Origin of the sequence: Sphingomonas sorbitolis, from assembly GCF_036663875.1 — a bacterium.
In the GTDB taxonomy this organism is placed as follows: Bacteria; Pseudomonadota; Alphaproteobacteria; order Sphingomonadales; family Sphingomonadaceae; genus Sphingomonas.
The window spans coordinates 78,649-104,106 of record NZ_JAXOJS010000002.1; the positions used below are offsets into that span (position 1 = coordinate 78,649).

Below are 25,458 nucleotides of genomic sequence, written 5' to 3' on the forward strand. Positions count from 1 at the left end.
CTCGACACCGCGTCATCGCTACGCTGCGAGCGCGTAGCGACGGCAATGCTCCAGATATCCCGCTTCGTGCGCACCGGCGAGCGAGACCACGCTGTCCCACAACCAGGTCGGGGCGTCGATCGCGCCGCGCCGATCCGCCTCCAGCATCGCCAGCCAGCGCTGCCGGGTCGCGTCGTCCATTTGCCGGGCATGGGCCTTGCCGACCACGAAGGCGAGATAACGGCCCGCCTTGATCGCCTCGCCGTGGCTGAACTGATCGACTTCGATCTTCAGGTCCTGGGGCGCGAGTTCGCGAATGAAGAACGATCGGCCTAGCATCCGTACCGGGATCATTCGGGCACCAAGATACGGTGACAGCGCACGGGCGGCGGCGGCAACCCGTTCCGCATTATCCGCTGGCATGGGATCGGCGGACGTCGACGACTGCGCCGCCCGGGGCGCGATCGGCGCGACCGCTTCCTTCAGGTCGACGATCGCATAGCTCGACCGCCCCTTGGCGGACTTTAGTTCGAGGATCGCGGCAAAGCGCAGCAGGCCCAGCGAACTGCACCCCTTCATCCAATACGCGGCGTCGACCAGCCGGATCGCGCGCGCCGCCCCCTTATCCTTGCGATCGAGCGACAGGATCATCCGGGCGACGGCGGGATCGTCGAACACCGCGGTCAACGCCGCGCGCTCGTCATCCGCCAACGCCCAGAATTTACGGCCCAGCGGGATCTCTGGCTCGATCGCTTCGAGCCGTTCCTTCGCAAGGTGACGCCAACGTCGTCCGAGCGCGCGTTTGCGGACGCTGCGAACGGCGTCGGGTTCGGGACCGGTATCGTCCGTCTTCGGATCGTCGATCGCGGCGGCATAGCCCTCAACCATCGCCTCGATCATCCGAGCGGTCGTCACGCCTGGCAGATCGGAGCCACGCGCCGCCGTCGCCAGCGACAGGCCGAGACGGATCAGGTCGTGGGCCGGATTGCCGATCACCGCCTGATCCAGATCGCGGACCTGAACCTCGACCTGCCCGTCCGCCGACGCGATCGGGCCTAGATTACCGAGATGGCAATCGCCGCAGATCCAGATCGCCGGGCCGGTGGGAACGCGTCGGGCGACCGGCGACGCGGCTAGCCATTCGTAGAATTGTGCGGTGTTGCCGCGCACATAGGCATGCGCCGAACGCGCCATCTTGCGGGTCCGGTTTCCTTCGAGAACGGCCCGACGATCGGCGGCGGCGGGCATTGGCTTCGGCATTACGGTAAAATCCATTTCAGCGGCGACGAAGACAGAACGTCTAGCGCGCAAAACCGACACCGATACTGACCTGTATTTATACGTTTCCCGCCATCCACCCGCCATCCAAACGCGTTGCCGCGCGTTCGGCACCGCAGAGACGCTTGATAGAGGATTGTCGTTGCTGAATTTTCTGGTGGCCGAGAGCGAAACTGCCGACGAGCGCGAGGCGCGTCGGCGGCATGCGGGCAAGAGCTCGGGTGAGACCTATGCCGCAACGTTGCGCCAGATCCGGCCCGGTGCCGCGATCACCATCGTCGCGCCCGCCGATGACGATGCACGGGTTTTCGACGCGGGCGAACTGCGCGCGTTCGACGCGGTGTTCGTCACCGGATCGCCGATGCACGTCTACGACGACACCCCCGAAGTCCGCCGCCAGATCGCGTTCATGCGCACCGTCTTCGCGTCGCACACACCGTCGTTCGGATCTTGCGCTGGGTTGCAGATCGCGGTTGCCGCGGCCGGGGGCAAGGTTCGCAAGATGCCCGAACGGCTCGAAGCGGGGATCGCGCGGCGCATCACGCCGACGGCAGCCGGACGCGACCATCCCTTGCTTGCCGGCCGACCCGCGTGTTGGGACGCGCCGGCGATCCATGGCGACGAAGTCGAGACGCTTCCCGCCGATGCGATCCTGCTCGCGAGCAATGCGGTGACGACCGTCCAGGCCGCGGAGATCCGCCATGACGGCGGGACCTTCTGGGGCGTGCAATATCATCCCGAACTGGCACCGGGCGAGATCGCCGTGGCGCTGCGTCGGCAGTCGGCGGACATCGTCGAACTTGGCCTTGCCGAAAACGAAGCGGAGGTCGAGCGGCAGGCGGCGCTGCTCGATGCGCTCCACGACGACCCCGAACGGCCCGCGCTATGGTGGGCGCTGGGGATCGATCGTGCCTTCGCCGAGGAAGCGAGCCGTCGCACCGAGCTGGTCAATTTCCTCGAACATCTCGCTGAACGCTGACCGCGACCGCGCACGGGTTCGAGCCGGTAGAAATCGCACCGGCTGACGTGACGAGACCTTTGCGGGCTTGCCTCCAGCGGCGACGGCGGCATGGATAGGCCGATGACTGGTACACCCGAGATCACCATCCATCACCACGGCGTCGAGCGCCACCCGCTGATCGTCATCGACGATTTCTGGCCCGATCCGGAAGCGTTGCGCGAAGATGCGGCGAGCCTGCGCATGGGTAGCATCGGACCACATTATCCTGGCATCCGCGCCACCGTGCCGCCGCGCCTGGCGGACACGATGCGTTGCAGGATCGCGCCGTTGCTCGCCGAGCATTTCGGCCTCGATCCCGCACCGGCGATTTCGGAAGCCTATTATTCGCTCGTCACCACCGCGCCCGCCGATCTCGCGCCGATCCAGCGCCTGCCGCATTTCGATGGGGTCGAACCACGCCGAATCGCGGTGCTGCTGTTCCTCGGTCACGGCGACCAAGGCGGGACGGCGTTCTACCGCCAGCGCGCCACGGGGTATGAAAGCGTCGACGGCCCGCGGCTCGATCGGTTCCGGGCGACGCTCGACGCCGACGTGCGAACGCATGGCCTGCCCGATGCGGCGTATATCGCCGGTGATACACCGATGTACGAACGGATTGCGGTACAGCCGGCCGTCTTCAACCGCGCGCTCGTCTATGCGGGAAACACGCTGCACTGCGCGTATCTGCCGCCTGAGGTCGTACTGAGTGCGGATCCGCTGGCGGGGCGGCTGACCCTGAACCTGTTCCTGTTCGACGACTGATCGCGGCGTCGCTTGCGCTGCCCGCGGCACCGACGCTGCCGTGAATACGTATGCTGGTTTCTTTCGATACGCCCCCGACGGGGATACAGCATCCCCAGGACAATCGACGCGCACGCACGACGTCGAGGACACTGACAAACAGAGTTGAGGATGCGCGGGACCCGTCTCGCCGAAGGGGATTTCATGAGCAATTTCAAATCGTACCGCGCCCGCGCGACGTTCAGCTCGACGGCGCACACGCGCCTTGCGCTGCGGGTCAGCGCCACCGCGCTCGCCGCCGCACTGATCCTGCCGGGCCATGCCGCATTCGCACAGTCCGCCCCGTCGACCGTGACTCCCGGTACCGCAAATGCCAACCCGACCGCCGCCGCGCAGGTCGACGCGGTCACCACCGCCGCCGATCCGACGCCGCAGCCGGCAGACGCCGTCCCGCCGTCGTCGCAGGATGCCGTGACGCAGAGCGCAGCACCGCAGGACGATGCGACGGGCGGTGGTGACATCGTCGTCACCGGTATCCGCGCCGGCCTCGAATCCTCCGCCAAGATCAAGCGCCAGTCGGTCCTGATCGTCGACTCGGTTTCCGCCGAAGACGTCGGCAAGCTGCCCGACGTGTCGATCGCGGATTCGCTCGCGCGCCTGCCCGGCGTGACCGCGCAGCGTCTCGAGGGGCGCGACCAGCGTCTGTCGATCCGCGGCCTCGGCCCCGATTTCTCGACCACCTTGCTCAACGGTCGCGAACAGGTGACGACCGGCGACAACCGCGGCGTCGAGTTCGACCAGTATCCGTCGGAATTCTTCAAGACCGTCAACGTCTACAAGTCGGCCGACGCCTCGCTGGTCGCCGCCGGCATCGCCGGCACGGTCGACCTGCGCATGCTGCGCCCGCTCGACCAGGCGCACCGCATCATCGCGGTGAGCGCTCGCGCGCAGATGAACGGCATCGACAAGCTCAATCCCGACGGCACGCGCTACGGCTATCGCGCATCGGCGACCTATGTCGACAAGTTCGCCAACGACACGCTTGGCATCGCGATCGGCGTGTCGGCGACGCAGACCCCGTCGCAGGACGAGCGCTACAATGCGTGGGGCTATAACGGCACCGGCACCGCGACCGATCCCTACGTCATCCAGGGCGCAAAGCCCTATGTCCAGTCGAACGAACTCAAGCGCTATGGCGGCGTCGCGACGATCGAGTGGCAGCCGTCCGACAGCTTCCACTCGACCTTCGATGCGCTGTATTCGCATTTCGAGGAAACGCAGCGCCTGCGCGGTATCGAGTTCCCGCTCGCGAGCAATGTCGGCACCGCCAATACCAATATCACGGGTGTCTCGGACGGGTTCGCCGACGAGATCACCTTCAGCAAGGTCCACGCGATCCAGCGCAACGACTATAATCAGCGCAAGGCCGAGAATTTCTCGTTCGGCTGGAACAACGACCTCAAGCTGACCGACAAGGTTCACCTCAACGTCGATGCCAGCTGGAGCCGCGCGACACGCACCGACTTCACGCTCGAGACCTATACCGGCGCCGGCTATCAGGCGACCGGTCCGGACGACACGGTCAAGGTGTCGCAGAATTCGAACGGCACGTACAAGATCGTACCGACGCTCGATTACACCGACACCAATATCTTCAAGCTGACCGATCCGCAGGGCTGGGGCTATAACGGCACGCAGGCCGTGGTGCAGGCCGGCTTCCTGGGCAATCCCAACTTCAAGGACGACCTGAAGTCGCTCCGCGCAAGCCTGAACGGCGAGTTCGACGACAGCATCGTCAAGAGCTGGGAAGCGGGCGGCAACTATAGCCGCCGCGAGAAGACCAGCGCGTACAAGTCGTATTTCCTGTGCCCGAAGGGCGCCGGCACCAACTGCACCGTCACCAGCGGCACGCCCACCTCGGCGGCGGTACCGGCGGAAGCAGTCATCGGCACCGTGCCGCTCGACTATCTCGGCGTACCGGCCGCACTCGCGCTCGATCCGCTGTATCTCTACGACAACGTCTACACCAGTTCGTACGACAACCGGCCGGACTCGCTGGTCCGCGACAACACGGTGACCGAGAACATCTACACCGGCTATGCCAAGATCACGCTCGACGGGGATCTCGGCGGCAAGCCGTTGAAGGGATCGATCGGCGCGCAGGTCGTGCATAGCGACCAGCGTTCGGACGGCCAGATCGCCAGCGTCGTCGACGGCGTGGTGACGATCGCCCCCGCCTCGCAGAAGGTGACGTATACCAACGTCCTGCCATCGGCGACGATGTCCGTCGAGCTGATCCCGCTGGGCTTCGTCAAGGTCGGTGCTTCGCAGACGATGGTCCGTCCGCGTCTCGACCAAGAGCGCGTCACGCAGGCGGTCGGCATCAACGTCGCCAACATCCAGGCGAACAACACCAACCCGGGGCTGAACCCGGTGTTCACCTCGACCGGCGGCAACGTCAATCTGAAGCCCTATCAGTCTACCAACATCGATCTGTCGTTCGAGAAATACTTCGCGGGCGGCGGCTATGTCGCGCTGTCGGGCTACTTCAAGCACCTCACCGACTTCGTCGATCCGAACAACAGCTATGCGTATGATTTCAGTTCGCTGCTCGGCGCGCTGAGCCCGGCGCAGCAGGCGATCGTGATCGCGAACGGCTTGCAGACCGGGGTGGTTAGCGCGCCCGCGAATACCGGTCGCGGCACCGTGCTGGGCGTCGAGGGGACGTTCTCGCTGCCGTTCAAGGCGCTGACATCGGCGCTCGACGGGTTCGGGATGTTCGTGTCGGCCAATTACACCGAGTCCGAGATCAAGTACGCGAACAACCCGATCGAGGCGATCACCCTGCCCGGCCTGTCGAAGCTGACCGGCAGCGGCACGGTCTATTTCGAGAAGGCCGGCTTCCAGGCGCGTGTGAACTATCGCTACCGCTCGTCCTTCCTGGCCGAAGTCGCGGGTATCTCGTCGACGCCGACCTATCGCACCGCGCGATCGGAAGGCATCCTGGATGCGCAGATCGGGTATGAGTTCCAGAGCGGTCCGCTCGCGAACTTCGCGATCCTGGCGCAGGCGAAGAACCTGACCGACCGTCCGTTCGTGACCTACCAGAACGGCGATGCGCGCCAGGTGATCGATTACCAGCGCTATGGCCGCGATTATTACGTGGGCATCACCTACAAGTTCTGACCGGGACGCGGGGCGTAAAAAGAACGCCACGCGGATTGGCTAACCAGTTCTCCGTCATGCCGGGCTTGTTCCGGCATCCACGGCGCCGCGAAATCGAGGGCCTGGGGTTTGCGGAACGGTGGACCCCGGAACTAGTCCGGGGTGACGGACGGTTTTCAGCGAGGGCTCGGTCAAGCAGCGCAGCAGTCGATCCGCTCGCATGTGGCGCAAACAACGGTTTGAAAACGGGACGCAAACGATGGCCGACCAACCCTTGCGCATAGCCATTGCCGGCGGCGGTACCGCCGGTTGGATGGCGGCGGCGACCTTCGCGCGGTTCCTGGAGACGGGCTACGAGATCGACCTGATCGAGTCCGACGACATCGGCACGGTCGGCGTCGGCGAGGCGACGATTCCGCAGATCCACCTGTTCAACGATGCGCTCGGTCTCGACGAGGACGCGTTCCTCCGCGCGACCGGCGGCACATTCAAGCTCGGCATCGAGTTCGTCGACTGGTTCAAATCCGGCCATCGCTACATGCACGCGTTCGGCGATGTCGGGCGAGACGTCGGCCTGCTGCCGTTCCACCAATATTGGCTGCGCGCACGGTCGCTCGGGCTTGCCGGCGATCTCGGCGCCTATTCGCTCAACACGCACGCCGCACTCGCCGAGCGGATGCAGCGTGGTCCGGCCCGCACGTCGCGCGTCCTGCCATCGATGCCCTACGCCTATCATTTCGATGCCGGGCTCTATGCGCGCTATCTGCGGCGCTATTCCGAGACGCGCGGCGTAAACCGGATCGAAGGCAAGATCGTCCGCGTGACGCGCGACGGCGAAAGCGGCGACGTCTCGGGCCTCATGTTGGAGAACGGCACGACCGTCGCCGCCGACCTGTATATCGACTGCACCGGGTTTCGCGGGCTGTTGATCGAAGAGGCGCTCGGCACGGGGTATGAGGACTGGACGCACTGGCTGCCATGCGACCGCGCGATCGCGGTACCATCGGCGCGGAGCAAGGCGTTCACTCCGTACACGCGCTCGACCGCGCATGCGGCGGGCTGGCAGTGGCGGATCCCGTTGCAGCATCGCACCGGCAACGGCGTCGTGTTCTCCAACGCGCATATGAGCGAGGACGAGGCGACCGCGACGCTGCTCAGCGGACTAGACACCCCGGCGATGGCCGATCCGCGGACGATCACCTTCCGCACCGGTCGCCGCAAGCAGATGTGGAACCGCAACGTCGTCGCGCTCGGGCTTGCCGCCGGGTTCATGGAACCGCTCGAATCGACCAGCATCCACCTGATCCAGTCGGCGATCGCCCGGCTGCTGAAGCTGTTGCCGGGGCGCGTCATCGCTGACGCCGATCGCACCGAGTTCAACCGCCAGAGCGACTTCGAATACGAACGCATCCGCGACTTCATCATCCTCCACTACAAGGCGACAGCGCGCGACGACACGCCGTTCTGGCGCGAGTGCCGCGACATGGCGGTGCCCGACACGCTCGCCGCGAAGATCGAATTGTGGCGCGGCAGCGGGCACATCGTCCGCGAGCATGAGGAGCTGTTCACCGAGGTCGGTTGGCTCCAGGTGCTCGCCGGGCAAGGCATCGTGCCGCGCGGCCATCATCCCCTGGCGGATGCGATATCGACCGCCGATCTGGCCGAGTTCATGGACACGATCGACAAGCTGAACGCACGCGAGGCGGGCCAGATGCAGGATCATGCCGCGTTCGTCGCCCAGCACTGCGCCGCCGCGGCGGGCCTGGCAGCATGACCCCCGACGCCGACACCCTTTTACGATCGAGACCGATGACCGCTTCCGAGACCCCGACGCCCTGGTGGAAGGGCGCCACGATCTACCAGATCTATCCGCGCAGTTTCGCCGACTCGAACGGCGACGGGATCGGCGACCTTGCCGGCATCACCGCGCATCTCGACTATGTCGCCGCGCTCGGTGTCGACGCGGTGTGGTTGTCGCCGTTCTTCACCTCGCCGATGGCGGACTTCGGCTATGACGTGTCGGATTATCGTGACGTCGATCCGATCTTCGGCACGCTCGCCGATTTCGATGCACTGATCGCGCGCGCGCATGCGCTGGGCCTCAAGATCATCATCGACCAGGTCTATTCGCACACCTCGGAGGAGCATGACTGGTTCCGCCAGAGCCGCGCCTCGCGCAGCGGCGACAAGGCGGACTGGTATGTCTGGGCGGATGCCAAGCCCGACGGCACCCCGCCATCGAACTGGCAGTCGGTGTTCGGCGGCCCGGCCTGGACCTGGGACGCGCGACGTGGCCAATATTACATGCACAATTTCCTGAAGGATCAGCCGCAGCTCAACGGGCATAATCCCGCGGTGCAGGACGAACTGATCGCGACGGCGCGGTTCTGGCTGGATCGCGGCGTCGACGGCTTCCGCCTCGATGCGATCAACTTCGCGATGCACGACCCCGCGCTGACCGACAATCCGCCGGCACCGGCGACCAACCGCGCACGCACGCGGTCGTTCGACTTCCAGATGAAGCTGCACAACCAGAGCCATCCGGATATCGTTGGGTTCATCGAGCGGATCCGTGCGCTGCTCGACGAATATGGCGCCGGGTTCACCGTCGCCGAAGTCGGCGGCGACGACAGCGACCGCGAGATGAAACTGTTCACCGGCGGCAATGGCCGGCTGAACAGCGCGTACGGCTTCGACTTTCTGTACGCGGACCGGCTGACCCCGGAGCTGATCGTCGATGCGGTCGGCAACTGGCCCGATACGCCGGGGCTGGGCTGGCCGAGCTGGGCGTTCGAGAACCATGACGCACCGCGCGCGATCTCGCGCTGGACGACGCCCGACCAGCGCGACGCGTTCGCACGGATGAAGATCCTGCTGCTCGTCGCGCTGCGCGGGAACATCTTCCTGTACCAGGGGGAAGAGCTGGGCCTCACGCAGGTCGACATCGCGTTCGACGATCTCCTCGATCCCGAGGCGATCGCGAACTGGCCATTGACCTTGTCCCGAGACGGCGCGCGCACGCCGATGCCGTGGATCGGCGCGGCGCCCGATCTCGGGTTCGGCAGTACCGAGCCGTGGCTGCCGTTCGGGGAAGATCACCGCGCGATCGCGGTCGACGCGCAGGAAGCCGACGCGACGTCGCTGCTGCACTGGACACGGGCGCTGATCGCCGCGCGGAAAGCGCACCCGGCGTTGCGGCTTGGGAGCCTGCGGATCGTGCACAGCGACGATGCGGTTATCGCGTTCGAGCGTGAGTCCGGCGACGAGACGCTGCTCTGCGCGTTCAATCTTGGCGACGACGCGCGCGATTGGCCAGTCGGCATCGCGACCGACGGCGACATGCTGTTTGCGACCGACGGCGCCGACACGACGACGCTGCCGCCGCTGTCCGGGCTGGTCCTGCGGCGGTGATCGACGGGCTCGGCCAGCACATCGTCATCCTCGGCGGCGGCACCGCCGGGTGGATGACCGCGTGCCTGATCGCGCACCGCTGGCGGGATCGCGGCGTCCGCGTGACGCTGATCGAGAGCCCGGAGATCGGCATCGTCGGCGTCGGCGAAGGGTCGACACCGCAGCTGAAGCATTTCTTCGACACGCTCGGCATCGCCGAAGCCGAATGGATGCCGGCGTGCGACGCGACCTACAAGCTCGGGATCGGCTTCGAAGGCTGGTCCGACCGCGCCGGGTACGAACGCTATTTCCACCCCTTCCCCACCGCGCTCGACGGCCACACCGCGCCGCAGTTCTTCTACAACACGCGGGCTCGACGGACCGGTCGCGATGTCGACGCGCATCCCGATCAGTTCCTCCTGCCCGCTCGCCTCGCCGCCGCGCACTGCGCGCCGCAGCCTGCGGCCAACTTCCCGTTCGAGGTCAGCTACGGCTATCACTTCGACGCGTACAAGGTCGGCGCATTCCTAGCCACGCACGCGACCGAGACGCTGGGCGTCGTCCACGTCCAGCGCCGGATCGCCAGCGTCGAACGTGCTCCGAACGGCGACATCGCAGCGCTGATCGATACCGATGGCGCGCGCATCGCGGGCGACGTCTTCGTCGACGCCAGCGGGTTTCGCAGCACGATCTTCAGCGCGTTGGACATCCCCTTCGTCAGCTACGCCGACGCACTGTTCAACGACCGCGCGGTAGTGATGCCGACCGCGCATACCCCCGGCGCGGCGATCCCCAGCCAGACGCGCGCGACCGCGCTATCGGCCGGCTGGGCATGGCACATCCCGCTGACCAGCCGAAACGGCAACGGCTATGTCTATTCCAGCCGTCACCTGAGCGAAGCGCAGGCAGAAGCGGAACTGCGCGCGCATATCAGCGACGACGCCGGCGAAGCGCGCCACCTCAAGATGCGCGTCGGTCGCGTCCGCGACAGCTGGTCGCACAACGCGCTCGCAGTCGGACTGGCGCAAGGCTTCCTCGAACCGCTCGAGGCAACCGCGCTGCATCTCGTCATCGCCACCGTCGAAGCGTTCCTCGACATGGTCGACCAGGGCGGCGCGACCGAAGCAGCCCGCACCGCGTTCAACGCGCGCATCGCCGCGCGCTACGACGGCGTCCGCGACTACATCGTCGCGCATTACCGCCTGAACCAGCGCCGCGACGATCCGACCGGCTATTGGGCGGAAGCACGCGGCGTCGAAGCCCTGTCCGACGACCTCAAGATGCTGATGTCGACCTGGTTCACCGGTGCCGACATGGTCGCGGCGATCGATCGCGCCGGGCTCGGCCGCTATTATTCCGCGATCAGCTGGCACTGCCTGTTCGCCGGCTACGGCACCTTTCCCGACGCCGCGCGGCTGATCCCGCCCGGTGCCGATATCGATCCCATCGACCTGCCGAAGATCGACGATTTCCTGACCCGTTGCGCATCGAATTTCGGGTCGCACGCCTCTCGCCTCCGCGCCGCCGCGGACCACAAGGATCACGTATGAAACGCATCGCCCTCCTGCTCGCCGCCACCGCTGGCCTGTGCAGCGTGCCCGTCCAGGCGCAGACGACCACGCTCGCCGCCCCCACGCTCACGCCGCGCAATGATGGCGTCGAGGTTCGTGCCGGCGCGACGACCATGCGGATCACCGCGATGACCGACGGCCTCGTCCGCGTGCGCGTCGCCAAGAACGGCGCGTTCGCCGAGGATGCGAGCTGGGCGGTGACGGCGGCGACCCGCAAGCAGACCGCCAAGGTAAGCGCAGCCCCCGACGGCTTCGTGACCGCCAGCGTCCGCGTCCGCATCGGGGCCGGCGGCGCGATCACCTTCGAGACGCTCGACGGCAAGATCATCTCCGCCGACGCGGCGCCGGTCGCGACCGACGGCAAGGCGTTCGAGATCGCCAAGACGCTGCCGATCGCCGAGCATTTCTACGGTCTCGGCGACAAGACGCAGGGACTCGACCGGCGCGGGCACGGCTTCGTCGACTGGAACACCGATGCGTTCGGGTTCAGCAGCGCGGACGATCCGATCTACAAGTCGATACCGTTCTTCATCGGCTCCGGCGGTGCGGGAGGCAGCTACGGCATCCTGCTCGACAACACCTATCGCACCTGGTTCGACTTCGGCCACCGCGATGCCGAGACGCTCTCGTTCGGCGGCCCAGACGGCCCGATCGACTATTACTTCATTGCGGGCCCCTCTATGGCCGAAGTCACACGACGCTATGCCGACCTGACTGGCCACGCCCCGCTCGCGCCGAAATGGGCGCTCGGCTATCAGCAGTCGCGCTACAGCTATGGCAGCGCCGACGAGGTCCGCCAGATCGCCGCCCGCCTGCGCAGCGACCGCGTGCCGACCGACGTGATCTGGCTCGACATCGGCTACCAGGATCGCAACCGCCCCTTCACCACCGACGCCAAGACCTTCCCCGACCTACCCAAGCTCGCCACCGAGATGAAGGCCGACGGGATCAAGCTGGTCGCGATCACCGATCTCCACATCGCCGCGGTCGAGCAGGGCTATGCGCCGTACCAGAGCGGCATGAAGGCCGACGCGTTCATCAAGAACGCCGACGGCACCCCCTATGTCGCGCCGGTCTGGCCGGGGCCGTCGGTGTTCCCCGACTTCACCAGGACCGCCGCGCGAACTTGGTGGGGACAGCAATATAAGGGCTTCCTCGACGCCGGGATCGCGGGGTTCTGGAACGACATGAACGAGCCGGCGATCTTCGAGACGCCGACCAAGACGATGCCGCTCGACACCCGCCACCGCATCGGCAGCGACGATTTCACGGCGCGGATCACCGATCACCGCGAGGCGCACAATGTCTACGGCATGCAGAATACGCGCGCCACGTATGACGGCCTGCTCAAGCTGCGCCCCGACGAGCGCCCGTTCGTGATGACCCGCGCTAGCTATGCCGGAGGTCAGCGTTATGCGGTCACCTGGACCGGCGATAACAGCGCGACCTGGGATCACCTGAAGCTGTCGGTGCAGCAGATCATCAACCTCGGGCTGTCGGGCTTCGGCTACAGCGCCGCGGACGTCAGCGGGTTCGCGGGCGGCCCGAGCCCCGACCTGCTCACGCGCTGGACCGAGATCGGTGCGTTCACGCCGGTGTTCCGCAACCATTCGGCGACCGGCACCCCCCGCGTCGAGCCCTGGGTCGATGGTCCCGACCATCTCGCGATCCGCCGTCGCTTCATCGAGGAGCGCTATCGCCTGATGCCGTATTTCTACGCGCTGGCGGACCAGAATGCGCGGTTCGGCGATCCGATCATGCGCCCGGTGTTCTACGATTATCCCGCCGCCGCGACCGCATCGTGCGACCAGTCGATGGCGTTCACGCTCGGCAAGTCGCTGCTGATCGCGCCGCCGCCCAAGCCGGAGTCGCCGCAGGTCTATGACGTCTGCCTCCCCGCGGGCGGCTGGTATGATTACTGGACCGGACAGCGCGTCGGCACGCCCGAGCCCGCCGCCGCCGGCCCGATCCAGTCCGCGACGCAAGCAGTACCGACCGCGCGCACGCTCGGAGACCGCGTGACCGAAACGCCGCGCCTCGATCGCCTCCCCGTGTTCGTCCGGGCCGGTACGATCCTGCCGCGCCAGCCCTTGGTTCAGAGCACGAGCGAAACCCCTAACGGTCCGCTGCGGCTCGACGTTTATCCCGGCGCGGACTGCATGGGCACGCTCTACGAGGACGACGGCCGCACGCTGGCGTACACCCGCCGCGGCTATTTCCGTCAGACGGTGCGCTGCACGATCACGCCCACCGGCCTGTCGATCGACTTCGCCAAGCCCGAGGGCGGATTCAAGCCGTGGTGGACATCGATCGCCGTTACCGTCCACAACTGGACCGGGAGCGGCACCGCCACGGTTAAGCGCAAGCGCCTGAACCTCGTTGGTGACGCCCAAGCTCTGACCGCGACCGTGACCGTTCCCGCGCAATCCGGTGCCACCACGATCGCGATCGACGGGCGCCCAGCGCGCACCAACTGATCGCGGAGCCGCCCCGCGCATAGCCGCGTGTTGCTGAGCGAACATCCCACGACCATCCCGTGTGCACCGACGTGCGCGGGATGGTCGCGGCTGCCGTAAGCGGTAGCGCAGAAGAGCCTGGGCGCGTTGGGTGTACCGCCCTCCCCGACAGCGACGCGGTTCCAATCCCCTTGCCGGCACTAGAAATCTTGGTAGCGCCTGCGGAACGCATTTACCCTTACGGAAGAGCCAAGTATTTCTGGCACTGACGGTCAAATATAAGTTTACAAAAAATCTTTCCGATACTGATAATTGTTCGCCTTGATCTCGCACACATCTGCTAAAGACCAACAATACCAAGTGTGACGCCGTCGAACCGGATGTCAGACAGATACTCTGGTTTTTAGAGACACCGCGACATCGATACGACGCTCTCCAAGTTTATCGACGGGCTTTCGCTCGGGGTCTCGCTCGCCGAAGACGACCGGAATCACGTGCTAAATCTGCCCTTTACGCGAAAGACATTCATGGCGTCGGGATATCTCGTACGCCAGGGTGACCGGTGTGATACCGTTTCGGTACTATTGGATGGCTATTGTTACGGCCAAAAGGACGATGGCGAGGGAAATTGCCAGATCGTGTCGCTCGCAATACCCAGTGATATTATCGGCCTCGAGCATTTATACTTGCAGACGACCGATCACAACGTGCGCGCGCTCACGACGGTAGACGTCGCCATGATACCTTTGTCCGCGGTGCAGCAACTCTCCGCGAGCCGGCCGGCGGTTGCCCACGCGCTTGGTATTCATCAGGCGATAAACCATGCGATCGCCCGCGAATGGATCGTCAACATCGGCGCCAGAGACGGTTTGCGCCGCGTCGCGCATTTTCTGTGCGAATTTGCGGTCCGTTGCGACGCCTGGCGGGGCGATACCGCCGCCGGCTATGAGTTGCCGATGTCGCAAGAACAGATCGGCCAGGCGACGGGACTGACCGCGGTTCACGTCAACCGAATGCTGAAGACGCTTCACGCCGCCGGTCTGATCGAGCGCAGCTGGCGCAACGTCGTGTTCTCGAACTGGGAAGGGCTGCGCGACGTCGCCTGCTTCTCGTCGGATTATCTGCATCCAGGCCGACAAGTGCCCGCTCCCAACTACCGAACGGCCTAGTCCGGCTGATGTCGGCGCCGCGGTCGCCGCTCCGCTAACATAGGCTCCAGCTCCAGCCGTTCTCGACGATCGAACTACAGTGATCTGACGAATCGATAGATTCGGCCCAGTGAAACCCCCGTTCGATCCTGAGTCACGTCGCGGCTTGGACGCGAAATAGTGTTATCCAAATCTTAACAGACGGTCTTAATTACAGTCTTGCGCAGATAGACCGATCGGCAAACCGCCTAAATCGCCCCAAATTGTACGTTTTACACTATCATATCAAGATTATAGCTTGATTTTTATTTGGCGGACTTACATAGGTTAAGCAGACTTAGCGATCATACCGTGCGATCCTCGCGACCGGTCGATCGCCTAGGATACAATGCCCTGACCATTTGGTTTTTGATGGCAGCGAGGTTCGACGCAGATCGATCCGCTGCCATCCGCTAAGGCTTCGTCCTCGCTTCGGGCGCTCTACCCCCTTCGAACGGCTCCCGCTGCTGCGGATGGGAGATCCGTGCCTTCCATCCGCGGTGACGATCGAGGTGTTCATGTACAAGTCGACCCTATGGGCGGCCGCGCTTGCGGCTGTGAGCCCGGCTGCCTTGCTGGTTTCCGCACAATCCGCGCAGGCGCAGGTTCCCGTCGGCGCCGGTGGACAGCTCCAGCAGATCCCGCCGACTCCGCTGAACGAGACGCCGGCGCCTGACTTCGGCTTCGAGCGCAAGACGCCGACCGTCGTTGCCGCCACGGGTGGCCCGAAGACGCTCGTCCGGTCGCTCCGCGTGACCGGTGCGACGCTGTTCCCCGAGGCCGACCTGATCGCCGCGTCGCAGTTCACGCCGAACAGCGAGCTCGATCTGTCCGACCTGAAGACGCTCGCCGCGCGGATCACCGCCTATTACACCAGCCGCGGCTATTTCGTCGCGAACGCGTATCTCCCCGAGCAGGACGTCCAGAGCGGCGCGGTCACTATCGCGGTGATCGAAGGGCGCTTCGGCGCAGTCGGCGTCAAGAACGAGTCGCGGCTCGCTGACAGCGTCGCGAACGGTATCCTGACCGGGCTCGACGTCAGCGATCCGGTCGCGGTCGCGTCGCTCGAACGGCGCCTGCTGATGTTGTCGGACCTTCCCGGCGTGCGCGTGAAATCGACGCTGAGCCCCGGCACCGCGGTCGGCACGTCGGACCTGCTGGTCGACATCACCCCCGGCCAGAGCATCACCGGCAGCGTCGAGGCCGACAATGCCGGCAACCGCTACACCGGCGCCTACCGTGTCGGCGGTTCGGTCAACTGGAACAACCCGACCGGGTCGGGCGACGTGCTGAGCCTGCGCGCGCTGACCTCGTTCTCCGGGCTCGCTTATGGTCGCGCGTCCTACCAGGCGCCGATCGGGCAGGTCACGCTGGGCGTCGCGTTCGCGCATCTCGAATACTCGCTCGGCAAGGAATTCGACAGCCTCGACGGCAGCGGCAATGCCGACGTGGCCAGCGTCTATGCGAGCTATCCGCTGATCCGCTCGCGCGACAACAATCTGTACGTGACCATCGGCGGCGACGCGAAATGGTTCGAGGACAAGATCGGGATCATCGACACTACCAGCTATCGCCGTGCGCAGGTGATCACTGCAGGGCTCAGCGGTGACGAGCACGACACGTTGCTCGGGGGCGGCTGGAGCGCGTATTCGCTAAGCTATTCGGTCGGCAATCTCGACATTCGCGGCGCGTACGAGCGCTCGGTCGATGCGCTGACCGCGCGCACCGACGGTAGCTATGGGAAGCTGCAGTTCAGCTTCGCGCGGTTGCAGACGATCGCCGGGCCGCTGTCGTTCTTCGCCTCCGCCCGCGGGCAGATCGCGTTCAGCAACCTCGACATCTCCGAGCGGATGGAACTGGGCGGCGCCTACGCTGTCCGCGCCTATCCCGAGGGCGAGGCTTACGGCGACCAGGGCTATGTGGCCACCGCCGAGGCGCGGCTGGCACTGCCGCAGGTCGTGCCGGGTGCGCTCCAGCTGTTCGGGTTCGTCGACGTCGGCGAGGTCGATTACGTCAAGCACCCGTATTTCGACGGGTCGAACCACGCGAAGCGCAGCGCGTACGGCGCCGGGCTGAGCTGGGCGGGACCGTACGGGATCGCCGCCAGGGCGACCTATGCGCGCAAACTCGGCGACGCGGATGCGACGTCGGCCCCCGACAAGTCGGGCCGCGCCTGGTTCCAGGTTTCGAAGACCTTCTGACCGCGCACGCACCCCCGAATTTTGCGGCCATCCGCCGCCACCAAGGATACCGCCCATGACGCCCATTCCCTCTTCGCTCAGAAACACCAGCCGCCCCGCCCCATCGGTCACGCGCACACGACGTGGCGGCCTGTTCGGCACGACCGGGCTCGCGCGGTTCGCCTGGCTGATCGGGTTCAGCCTCGCCGGCACGTTGGCGGCGCGCCCGGTCGAGGCGCAGACGCTGCCGACCGGCGGCGAAGTCGTCGCGGGCCAGGCGAGCATCGCGACGGGCAGCAAGTCGGTGACCGTGACGCAGACCAGCGACCGGACGGCGATCAACTGGCAGTCCTTCTCGATCGGCAAGGGCAAGAGCGTCGTCTTCGACCAGCCGACCAGCAGTTCGGTCGCGCTGAACCGCGTGCTCGGCACCGATCCTTCGGTGATCCTCGGCAATCTGTCGGCGAACGGGAAGGTGTTCCTGGTCAACGCGAATGGCATCCTGTTCGGCCAGACCGCCAATGTTAACGTCGGCGGGCTGGTGGCGTCGACGCTGAACATCTCCGACTCCGATTTCCTCGCGGGCAAGAACAGTTTCGCGGGGACAAGCGGCGCGAGCGTCCAGAACGACGGCACGATCACCGCGAAGAACGGCTATGTCGCGCTGCTCGGCGCGAACGTCGGTAACGGCGGGACGATCAAGGCGAACTTCGGCACCGTCGTGCTCGCGGGCGGCGAGGCGATCACGCTCGACGTCGCAGGCGACGGGCTACTCAACGTCGCGGTCGACAAGGGCGCGGTCGGCGCGCTGGTCCGCAATGGCGGGCTTATCCGCGCCGACGGCGGCAAGGTCGTGATGACCGCGCAGGGTGCGGGCGACCTGCTCCATACCGCGGTCAACAACACCGGTGTCGTCGAGGCGCGCACGTTGCAGAACCGCGGCGGTACCATTCTCCTGCTCGGCGACATGAAGACCGGCACCGTCAGCCTTGCCGGCACGCTCGACGCGAGCGCACCGGTCGGCGGCAATGGTGGCTTCATCGAGACGTCGGCGGCCACCGTCAACGTGGCCGACAGCGCCAAGGTCTCGACCTATGCACCGGGCGGCATGACCGGCACATGGCTGATCGATCCGCAGGATTACGTGATCGGCGCAGGCGGCAACATCTCGGGCGCGACGCTGTCGGCGCAGCTGGTGACGACCAGCATCACGATCAGCACGATCCCCGCAGCGGGCGACACGACCACCGGCAATGGCGACATCTTCGTCAACGATGCGGTCGCGTGGACCGCATCGGGTGTGCCGACGACGCTGACGATGAATGCGTTTCGCGACGTCAACATCAACGCGCCGATCACCGCGACCAACGGCAACATCGTCGCGTGCTGCGGCCGCGACGTGAACGTCAACGCGGACCTGACCACGACCAACGGCAGCATCCTGCTGAACGCCGGGCGCAACGTGCAGGTGTTCCACGCGATCACCACGACCGACGGCAACATCGCGCTGTGCGCGGGCCATGACGTGATGATCGACGCGGCGGTCACGCTGACCCGCGGCACGACGATCCCTGCGCAGAGCCTGGGCCTGCCGGTCGGCCTCACGCTGATCGCTGGGTCGGACGGCACCGGGCCGGGCGTCAACGGCGGCACGATCGTGTTCTCCGCGCTGTCGCCGCCGACCACCGTCACCGCGGCGCCGGTGTCGATCAACTACAACCCGGTCTCGTATACGACGCCGACCGACTTCTCGACCGAGTTCGTGCTGACCGAGGGCGCGGCGATCACCCAGCGGATGCTGCTGTTCCCGACCGCGCAGAAGGTCGCCGACGGCACCAATGCGGCGGTGCTGAGCGGGTTCAACACGACCGACACCTCGGGGACGCCGACCGGCGTTTCGCTGGTCGCCGGCACCGATGCGACCGCGACGTTCGACAGCACCGGCGAGGGCACGGGCATCGGCGTCAGCTTCAGCGGTTACACGCTGACCGGCGCCAACGCGGATCAGTATGCGCTGGCAAGTTCGTGCTGCGTCGCCGGGTTCCGGACGACCGGGACGATTACGGCTGCAGCACCGGCGCCCGCTCCAGCACCGGCGCCTGCTCCGGCACCTGCGCCCGCTCCTGCACCGGCGCCCGCTCCAGCTCCAGCACCGGCGCCTGCTCCAGCACCGGCGCCCGCTCCTGCACCTGCGCCCGCTCCAGCACCTGCTCCAGCACCGGCGCCTGCTCCGGCACCTGCGCCCGCTCCAGCACCGGCGCCTGCTCCGGCACCAGCGCCTGCTCCAGCACCGGCGCCGGCGCCCGCTCCAGCTCCAGCGCCCGCCCCGGCACCAGCGCCCGCTCCAGCTCCGGCACCCGCGCCGGCGCCAGCTCCAGCGCCTGCTCCAGCGCCGTCACCGTCACCAACCCCGACCCCAACCCCAACGCCAACCCCGCCAGTCGTGGTCACCCCGACACCGGTGCCAAACCTGCCGACCGCGACTCGCCCGATCCTGGACGTTCCGCCTGTGATGGTCCGCGTGCCGTCGCCGCCGCCGATCGAGGTCGTCGAGGGTGGCGTGAGCTTCCCGCCGCCCGTCCGTCCGGGTACGGTCATCGTCGAGACCCCCGGCACGCCGCAAACCGTGCTGCCCGTCGTCGAGACCCCCGTGACGCCGCAGGCCGTGCAGCCGACCCCCGGTCGTCCCTTCGTGCAACCGACCCCGCCGAATACGCCGGCCGTCCCCGACTATCCGCGCAAGCAGGCGCGTCATTAAGATGATCGGTCGGGATGCTCTCCAGAGCGGCTGGTGCGTAACGCTTATGGCAAGCCTCATGGGGCTTGCGGCGACATCCCAGGGTGTGGCGCAACCAGTATCGGCCGAAAGCGTCGCCCGGTTCGGGACCGAGACGGTGTCGAACGATGCGCGGGACACCGCGAACTGGGTCGCCGCATCGCACGACAACCAGAGCTTGCCGTTCATCGTCATCGACAAGGTGAACGCCGTCGTATTCGCGTTCGACGCCACCGGTGGATTGCGCGGCACGGCGCCGGCCTTGCTCGGCATGGCACGCGGCGATGCGAGCGTACCCGGCATCGGCCAGCGCAAGCTCGCGACGATTACGCCGGCCGAACGCACCACCCCTGCGGGCCGGTTCAAGGCATCGCTCGGTCGCGATTTCGAGCAGGATATCCTGTGGATCGACTATGACGCCGCGCTGTCGATGCACCGCGTGATCGTCGGCCGCCGGATCGACAACCGTGCGGGTCGACTCGCATCGCCGACACCCAGCGACAACCGGATCTCGTATGGCTGCGTCAACGTACCCGCCAAATTCTACGACGACGTGGTCAAGCCCTTGTTCACCGGCACCGTCGGCATCGTCTACATCCTGCCCGAGACCAGGCCGCTCCGCAGCGTCTTCGCCGTGCCGGTCGCGGCGGCGGGCTAGCGCATCGTGATCCTCCCCCACGTCGGAGAGGATCACGACGATCCCGCTAGCGGGTCGCTACGTTACTGGCACCAGGGCCGCTCGCGATACCATTTGGTCAGCACGTATTTGACGCCCTGCTCGACCGGCATACCCTGATGCAGCGATCCGGGATTCGGCCTGCCCAGCGCATCCATGTTGTTCCAGATCACCAGATTGCCGGCCTTCGGTGCGATCACCACGCCAGCGGTCGGAAAGTTCGTCCGCCCGCCCAGTGCCGGCTCGTTGAGAAACGTCATTGCCGACCATGTCCGCTGTCCGCCGATCGGCACCTGGTTCCGCCAGTAATGCTGGCCAGTATCGAAGAAGTCGTGATGCGGCTTGAACTCTTGTCCGACCGCATAGCGCTGACCCTGCAAGGCTTCGCCAAATATTGGCTCGATCCCGGTGACATCGTCGAGTCTATTCTCGACCACCGTCACCGCATCGGGTCCGGGATAAAGATAACAGGTTTCGCTGGTCCGATACGACGGCACCGGATCGTCGGAGACGACGGGTGACGGTACACGCTCGGCATCGATAAGCCGAATCAGTGCCTGACATTCCTCGATCGTGATGAAATTTCGGACGACGTAGAGTTCGACGCCATTGGCCGGAATCCGGACAGCACCGGGATAATGCGCGATCCGTTCCCGAACACGCGCCGCAGAATCGGAGCGGGCCAATGCTTCCATGTGCCCATCGCGTAGATCAAGTGCTGACAATGGTGCGGAAATCAGCGAAGTGTTATGGGAGTTATCTGTTGGCCAAGCGCCAGTATCTAAAAATTCAGACATGTTTTGATCGCTTTAATCATCCACCCTTTACTGGGCCGATATCAAGATTCTTAATCTAGGTTTATATTTTAATTGATGCATCTTTAGCAGCTAACATACGTTTATCAAGTACGACCAACACAGGTTCGGCTCGGTTCGGCGATTTATCGCTACCACCCCGCCACGATGGATGCGCTAAGTCGCACCAAGCCAAAGAGTTCGGGAACATCCCATGCGTCGCTGCCGGCGACGACACGGATGACGCGATTTGACCGACATCGGCGGAGACAGGGCATGAAGCCGTTCACGAAAAGTCTGTTCCCATTCGGACGCAAGCCTCCGCTCGGCAATGCTTTGGCCGATCAGGTTCCGACTATCCCGGCGTTTTCCTTAGAAGTCTTGCCTGTCCGCCCGAAACGACGGCGAACAGTCTTGCCGGAAACCGCGGTCATGAGAGGGCTTTGCTACGCAGCATTGCCGTCGGCGATGATCTGGGGCGGCATCATCTACCTGTATTTCGGGTAGCCGCGCAGGCCGGCGACATCCGCCTCTCCCCTGACTGAAACGCGAACGCGCGTCGCGCACCACTCTTTATCGTCCTCGCGCTTCGCGGGGCCAGGATACCCATGTTCAAAAACATTCTCGCAGGCGCTGCGGCGTCGTTGCTGGCGCTTGTCCCGCAACCCGCCCCCGCGCAGCGTCTCATCCTGCCCGGTGCGTTGTTGCTCGCGGGCTATCGCGCCACCTGTGGCCCGGTCGACACGATGATCCAGCCGATCGACGACATTGCCGCCGCCTATAAGGGACGGATCATCCTGCACCCGCGCGTTCTCAACCTTCCGCGTGCGCAGCAACTCTTCTGGTACACGCACGAATGTGCCCACCAGATCTTTGGTCCGGGCGAAGCCGCCGCCGATTGCTGGGCAGTGCAGCAGGGCCGGATCCAGGGCTGGCTGTCGCCGGACGAACTGGCCAAACTGGGCGCGACGATGCGCGCCTTTCCCGGCGACGCGACCCATATGGATGGTCGCGGCCGACTGATCGGCATGCAGAAATGCTATGCTCGCTGACGATTGCCGCATCAGGCGCCCGCCGCGTATTCCCGCGCGGCCCGATAGGGTCCGACCCGCGTCCAGCACGGTCGACGGGATTTGCAGTCCAATCGGTGACCATTGCGCAACCCGGATCGCCAAAGCGACGTTATAGACCCCACGCATGATCAAGGTCGCCAGCTACAATATCCATAAGGGCATCGGGCTCGACCGTCGGCGCAATCCCGAACGCGTGGTCGAAGTGTTGCGCGAGATCGACGCCGACGTGATCGCGCTGCAGGAGGCGGATCGCCGCTTCGGCGCGAAGGCCTGCGTGTTGCCGCATCACCTGCTCGAGGAGCACAGCGACTGGAAACCGGTCGATTTTGGCCTCCGCGCGCTCAGCATGGGGTGGCATGGCAACGTCATCCTTGTCCGGAAATCGGCGCGCGTCGTTGCCAGCGAACCGCTACATCTGCCGGCTTTGGAGCCGCGCGGCGCGGTGATGGCCGACGTGCAACTCGCCGGCGGGACGATCCGTGTGCTCGGGATGCATCTCGATCTGTCGGGGCTTTGGCGGCGCAAGCAGGCGGCGGCGATCATGAACCATGTCGATAGCTGCGCGCACCGGCATCCGACGGTGATGATGGGTGATCTGAACGAGTGGAGCGCCGGTGCCGGATGCCTGCGCGATTTCGGCCGCGACTATGCGTTTGCCGAGACCGGGGCCAGTTTCCATTCGCGGCGGGCGATCGCGCGGCTCGATCGGATCATGGTCTCGCGCGAGTTGAGCGTCGTCGACTGCGGCGTGCATGCCAGCCCGGCGGCGCGGAAAGCGTCGGATCATCTGCCGATCTGGGCTATGCTCGAACCCAGGGCAACGGCTCCATAATCGATACCGAGGATGTAGAATGCGCGAGAAGGAACTGCGACTGGCGCTCGTCTGCTATGGCGGGATCAGCCTGGCGGTCTACATGCACGGCATCACCAAGGAGATCTGGCGACTGGTCTGCGCGAGCCGGGCGTTCCATGACGGCGAGGCCCCGAAGGGTGGTAGCCAGGGTGTGTATCACGCGCTGCTCCAGGAGATCGAGGATCACGCATCGATCCGGGTGCGCGTGCTCGCCGACATTATCGCCGGCGCGAGTGCGGGCGGGATCAACGGCATCTTCCTCGCGCAGGCGATCGCGACCGGACAGAGCCTCGATCCGCTGACCGACCTGTGGATGACGTCGGCCGATGTCGAGGCGCTGATCGATACCGAGGCGGCGCCGAAATCACGCTTCTCGAAGGCTTGGGCGATGCCGCTCGCGTGGATGGCGGCGGGACGGAGCACCGACAAGGTCGAGGCGCTCGACGAGCCGACCCGCGAGGAGGTCCGGACCAAGCTGTCGCATTTCATCCGCTCGCGCTGGTTCGAACCGCCGTTCGGGGGGAAGACCTTCACCAACCTGCTGCTCGATGCGTTCGACGCGATGGGCGCGAGCGAGCGCGGGCCGCGGCTGTTGCCACCCGGCCAGCCGCTCGACCTGTTCGTGACGGTTACCGATTTTTCGGGGCATCCCGAGCGGTTGCAGCTCAACTCGCCCGCCGAAGTGGTCGAGACCGAGCACCGGCTGGTGGTCGACTTTACCGATCATGGCGGCGCGACCGAGACACTTGCGCCGCGCGCGGAACTGGCCTTCGCGGCGCGCGCGACATCGAGCTTTCCAGGGGCTTTTCCGCCGTTCACGGTCGCCGAACTCGACGGCGTGCTGAAGCAGCGAAAGATCGCATGGCCGGAACGCAGCAACTTCCTCGCGCGCGTGCTGCCACGGCATACCGCAGCCAACGCAGCCGAGAGTGCGGTGCTGATCGACGGATCGGTGCTCGCCAATGCGCCGTTCCGTCCGGCGCTCGATGCGCTCAAGCAACGCCCCGCACGACGCCAGATCGACCGACGCTTTATCTATATCGACCCCTCCCCCGGCATCAAACTGCGGCTCAATCGCGGCGAAGGCACGCCCGGCTTCTTCCAGACGATCATCGGTGCGATCAGCGATATTCCGCGCCAGCAACCGATCCGCGACAATCTGGAGGCGATCGCCGAGCGCTCGGCACGGATCGACCGGATGCGCGGGATCGTCACCGCAATCCGGCCCGAGGTCGAGGCGGACGTCGAATCACTGTTCGGCCACACGCTGTTCCTCGACCGACCGACCGCGCCGAGGCTGATCGCATGGCGGCGGCGCGCGCAGAAGGCGGCGGCGGCGAGTTCGGGCTATGGCTTCGTCGCCTATGGGCATCTGAAGCGCAGCGCGGTGATCGAGGCGCTGGCCGGGCTGCTGTATGAAGCGGGCCGCCATCATAGTCCGCGGCGGCTGACGCAGATCCGCGCCGCGATCGTCGCGCAGGTTGCAGCGACGGGCGCGGACCAGCTCGGCGCGGGCTTCGCGAACGGCGCGAGTCCCGCGTCGATCGCGTTCCTGCGGACCTTCGACATCGGCTTTCGCATCCGTCGGCTCCGGCTGATGGCGCGGCGGCTGTCGGAGGTCGAGACCGCCGCGGACGAACCCGAACTCGCACCGATGCGCGATGCGATCTACGAATCGTTGTCGCCGTATCTCGATCGATTGCGCGGCGAGATGCATGCCGCGATGCACGATGCGGTGCGCGCGATGAAGGGCGATGCGACCGCGGTGCTGGAGACGCTCGGGCGGACGTTTGATCTGGAGCGGCTCGATGCGGAGACCGACCAGCGGCTGGCGGAGGCGTTCGCCGCGCTCGCCAAGCCCGCGCGGCGGACGTTATTGCTCGCTTATCTGGGTTTTCCGTATTTCGACACCGCGACGCTGCCGCTGTTGCAGGGCGAGGGGCTCGACGAGTTCGACCCGATCAAGGTCGACCGGATCGCGCCCGACGACGCGACCGCGATCCGCTCCGGGGGCGCGGAGGCAACGTTGAAGGGGATCCAGTTCGGCACGTTCGGCGCGTTCTTCAGTCGTGCCTACCGCGAGAACGACTATCTATGGGGCCGGCTGCACGGGTCGGAGCGGATGATCGATATCACCGTCTCGACCTTGCCGCAGACGGTGCGGATGAAGCCCGGGCGGGTCGCGGCGATCAAGCGCGCCGCGTTTCTCGCGATCCTCGACGAGGAGGAACCGCGGCTGACCGCGATCCTGCCGCTGATCGCGCAGTTGCGGACGGAAATCGGCTAAAGCTGGCCAAACGCGCGATCTGGCGGTAGCTCTGGGCCACTCGCCGCTTCGG

At 65.8% G+C, this 25,458-nt stretch carries 17 protein-coding genes; 15 read left to right on the forward strand and 2 right to left on the reverse strand.

The window, feature by feature from the left end; genetic code table 11:
* Positions 1–18: 18 nt before the first annotated feature.
* The gene (locus tag U1763_RS05590; protein ID WP_332754959.1) at positions 19–1,173 is read right to left on the reverse strand and encodes a DUF2252 family protein; all 1,155 of its coding nucleotides are present in this window, start codon (positions 1,171–1,173) and stop codon (positions 19–21) included.
* A gap of 226 nt (positions 1,174–1,399) precedes the next feature.
* Between U1763_RS05590 and U1763_RS05595 the strand changes: the two genes are divergently transcribed.
* The 11 genes from U1763_RS05595 to U1763_RS05645 all read left to right on the forward strand — a co-directional run bounded on the left by U1763_RS05595 (position 1,400) and on the right by U1763_RS05645 (position 20,381).
* A complete protein-coding gene (locus U1763_RS05595) occupies positions 1,400–2,236 on the forward strand; it encodes a glutamine amidotransferase-related protein (protein ID WP_332754472.1) in 837 nt (278 codons plus the stop codon).
* 102 nt (positions 2,237–2,338) lie between these two features.
* Complete coding sequence (locus U1763_RS05600; protein WP_332754473.1) at positions 2,339–3,019, forward strand: DUF6445 family protein; 681 nt, start codon at positions 2,339–2,341, stop codon at positions 3,017–3,019.
* Between the two features lie 183 nt (positions 3,020–3,202).
* Complete coding sequence (locus U1763_RS05605) at positions 3,203–6,184, forward strand: TonB-dependent receptor (protein ID WP_332754474.1); 2,982 nt, start codon at positions 3,203–3,205, stop codon at positions 6,182–6,184.
* 238 nt (positions 6,185–6,422) lie between these two features.
* Complete coding sequence (locus U1763_RS05610) at positions 6,423–7,937, forward strand: tryptophan halogenase family protein (RefSeq protein ID WP_332754475.1); 1,515 nt, start codon at positions 6,423–6,425, stop codon at positions 7,935–7,937.
* A 35-nt stretch (positions 7,938–7,972) separates the two neighbouring features.
* Positions 7,973–9,574, forward strand: a complete 1,602-nt coding sequence (locus U1763_RS05615; RefSeq protein ID WP_332754476.1) for an alpha-amylase family glycosyl hydrolase — start codon at positions 7,973–7,975, stop codon at positions 9,572–9,574.
* On the forward strand, positions 9,571–11,103 hold the full coding sequence (locus U1763_RS05620) for a tryptophan halogenase family protein (RefSeq protein WP_332754477.1): 1,533 nt from the start codon (positions 9,571–9,573) through the stop codon (positions 11,101–11,103). Before U1763_RS05615 ends, U1763_RS05620 begins: the two co-directional genes overlap by 4 nt.
* Positions 11,100–13,601 (forward strand): glycoside hydrolase family 31 protein, encoded by a 2,502-nt coding sequence (locus U1763_RS05625; protein ID WP_332754478.1) that lies wholly within the window; start codon positions 11,100–11,102, stop codon positions 13,599–13,601. Before U1763_RS05620 ends, U1763_RS05625 begins: the two co-directional genes overlap by 4 nt.
* A gap of 506 nt (positions 13,602–14,107) precedes the next feature.
* On the forward strand, positions 14,108–14,749 hold the full coding sequence (locus U1763_RS05630) for a Crp/Fnr family transcriptional regulator (RefSeq protein WP_332754479.1): 642 nt from the start codon (positions 14,108–14,110) through the stop codon (positions 14,747–14,749).
* A gap of 536 nt (positions 14,750–15,285) precedes the next feature.
* Positions 15,286–16,968, forward strand: a complete 1,683-nt coding sequence (locus tag U1763_RS05635) for a ShlB/FhaC/HecB family hemolysin secretion/activation protein (protein WP_332754480.1) — start codon at positions 15,286–15,288, stop codon at positions 16,966–16,968.
* 55 nt (positions 16,969–17,023) lie between these two features.
* Positions 17,024–19,705 (forward strand): two-partner secretion domain-containing protein, encoded by a 2,682-nt coding sequence (locus U1763_RS05640; protein WP_332754481.1) that lies wholly within the window; start codon positions 17,024–17,026, stop codon positions 19,703–19,705.
* 46 nt (positions 19,706–19,751) lie between these two features.
* On the forward strand, positions 19,752–20,381 hold the full coding sequence (locus U1763_RS05645; protein ID WP_332754482.1) for a L,D-transpeptidase: 630 nt from the start codon (positions 19,752–19,754) through the stop codon (positions 20,379–20,381).
* A 62-nt stretch (positions 20,382–20,443) separates the two neighbouring features.
* On the opposite strand, the gene U1763_RS05650 is transcribed toward U1763_RS05645, so the two are convergent.
* The gene (locus U1763_RS05650) at positions 20,444–21,094 is read right to left on the reverse strand and encodes a prolyl hydroxylase family protein (protein ID WP_332754483.1); all 651 of its coding nucleotides are present in this window, start codon (positions 21,092–21,094) and stop codon (positions 20,444–20,446) included.
* Positions 21,095–21,469: 375 nt separating this feature from the next.
* Between U1763_RS05650 and U1763_RS05655 the strand changes: the two genes are divergently transcribed.
* The 4 genes from U1763_RS05655 (at position 21,470) to U1763_RS05670 (ending at position 25,406) form a co-directional block, all read left to right on the forward strand.
* Positions 21,470–21,700 (forward strand): hypothetical protein, encoded by a 231-nt coding sequence (locus U1763_RS05655; RefSeq protein ID WP_332754484.1) that lies wholly within the window; start codon positions 21,470–21,472, stop codon positions 21,698–21,700.
* A gap of 101 nt (positions 21,701–21,801) precedes the next feature.
* Positions 21,802–22,245, forward strand: a complete 444-nt coding sequence (locus U1763_RS05660) for a hypothetical protein (protein WP_332754485.1) — start codon at positions 21,802–21,804, stop codon at positions 22,243–22,245.
* Between the two features lie 145 nt (positions 22,246–22,390).
* Positions 22,391–23,098: an endonuclease/exonuclease/phosphatase family protein gene (locus U1763_RS05665; RefSeq protein ID WP_332754486.1), complete on the forward strand. Its 708-nt coding sequence runs from the start codon at positions 22,391–22,393 to the stop codon at positions 23,096–23,098.
* 19 nt (positions 23,099–23,117) lie between these two features.
* Complete coding sequence (locus U1763_RS05670) at positions 23,118–25,406, forward strand: patatin-like protein (protein ID WP_332754487.1); 2,289 nt, start codon at positions 23,118–23,120, stop codon at positions 25,404–25,406.
* The last annotated feature ends 52 nt before the right edge of the window (positions 25,407–25,458 follow it).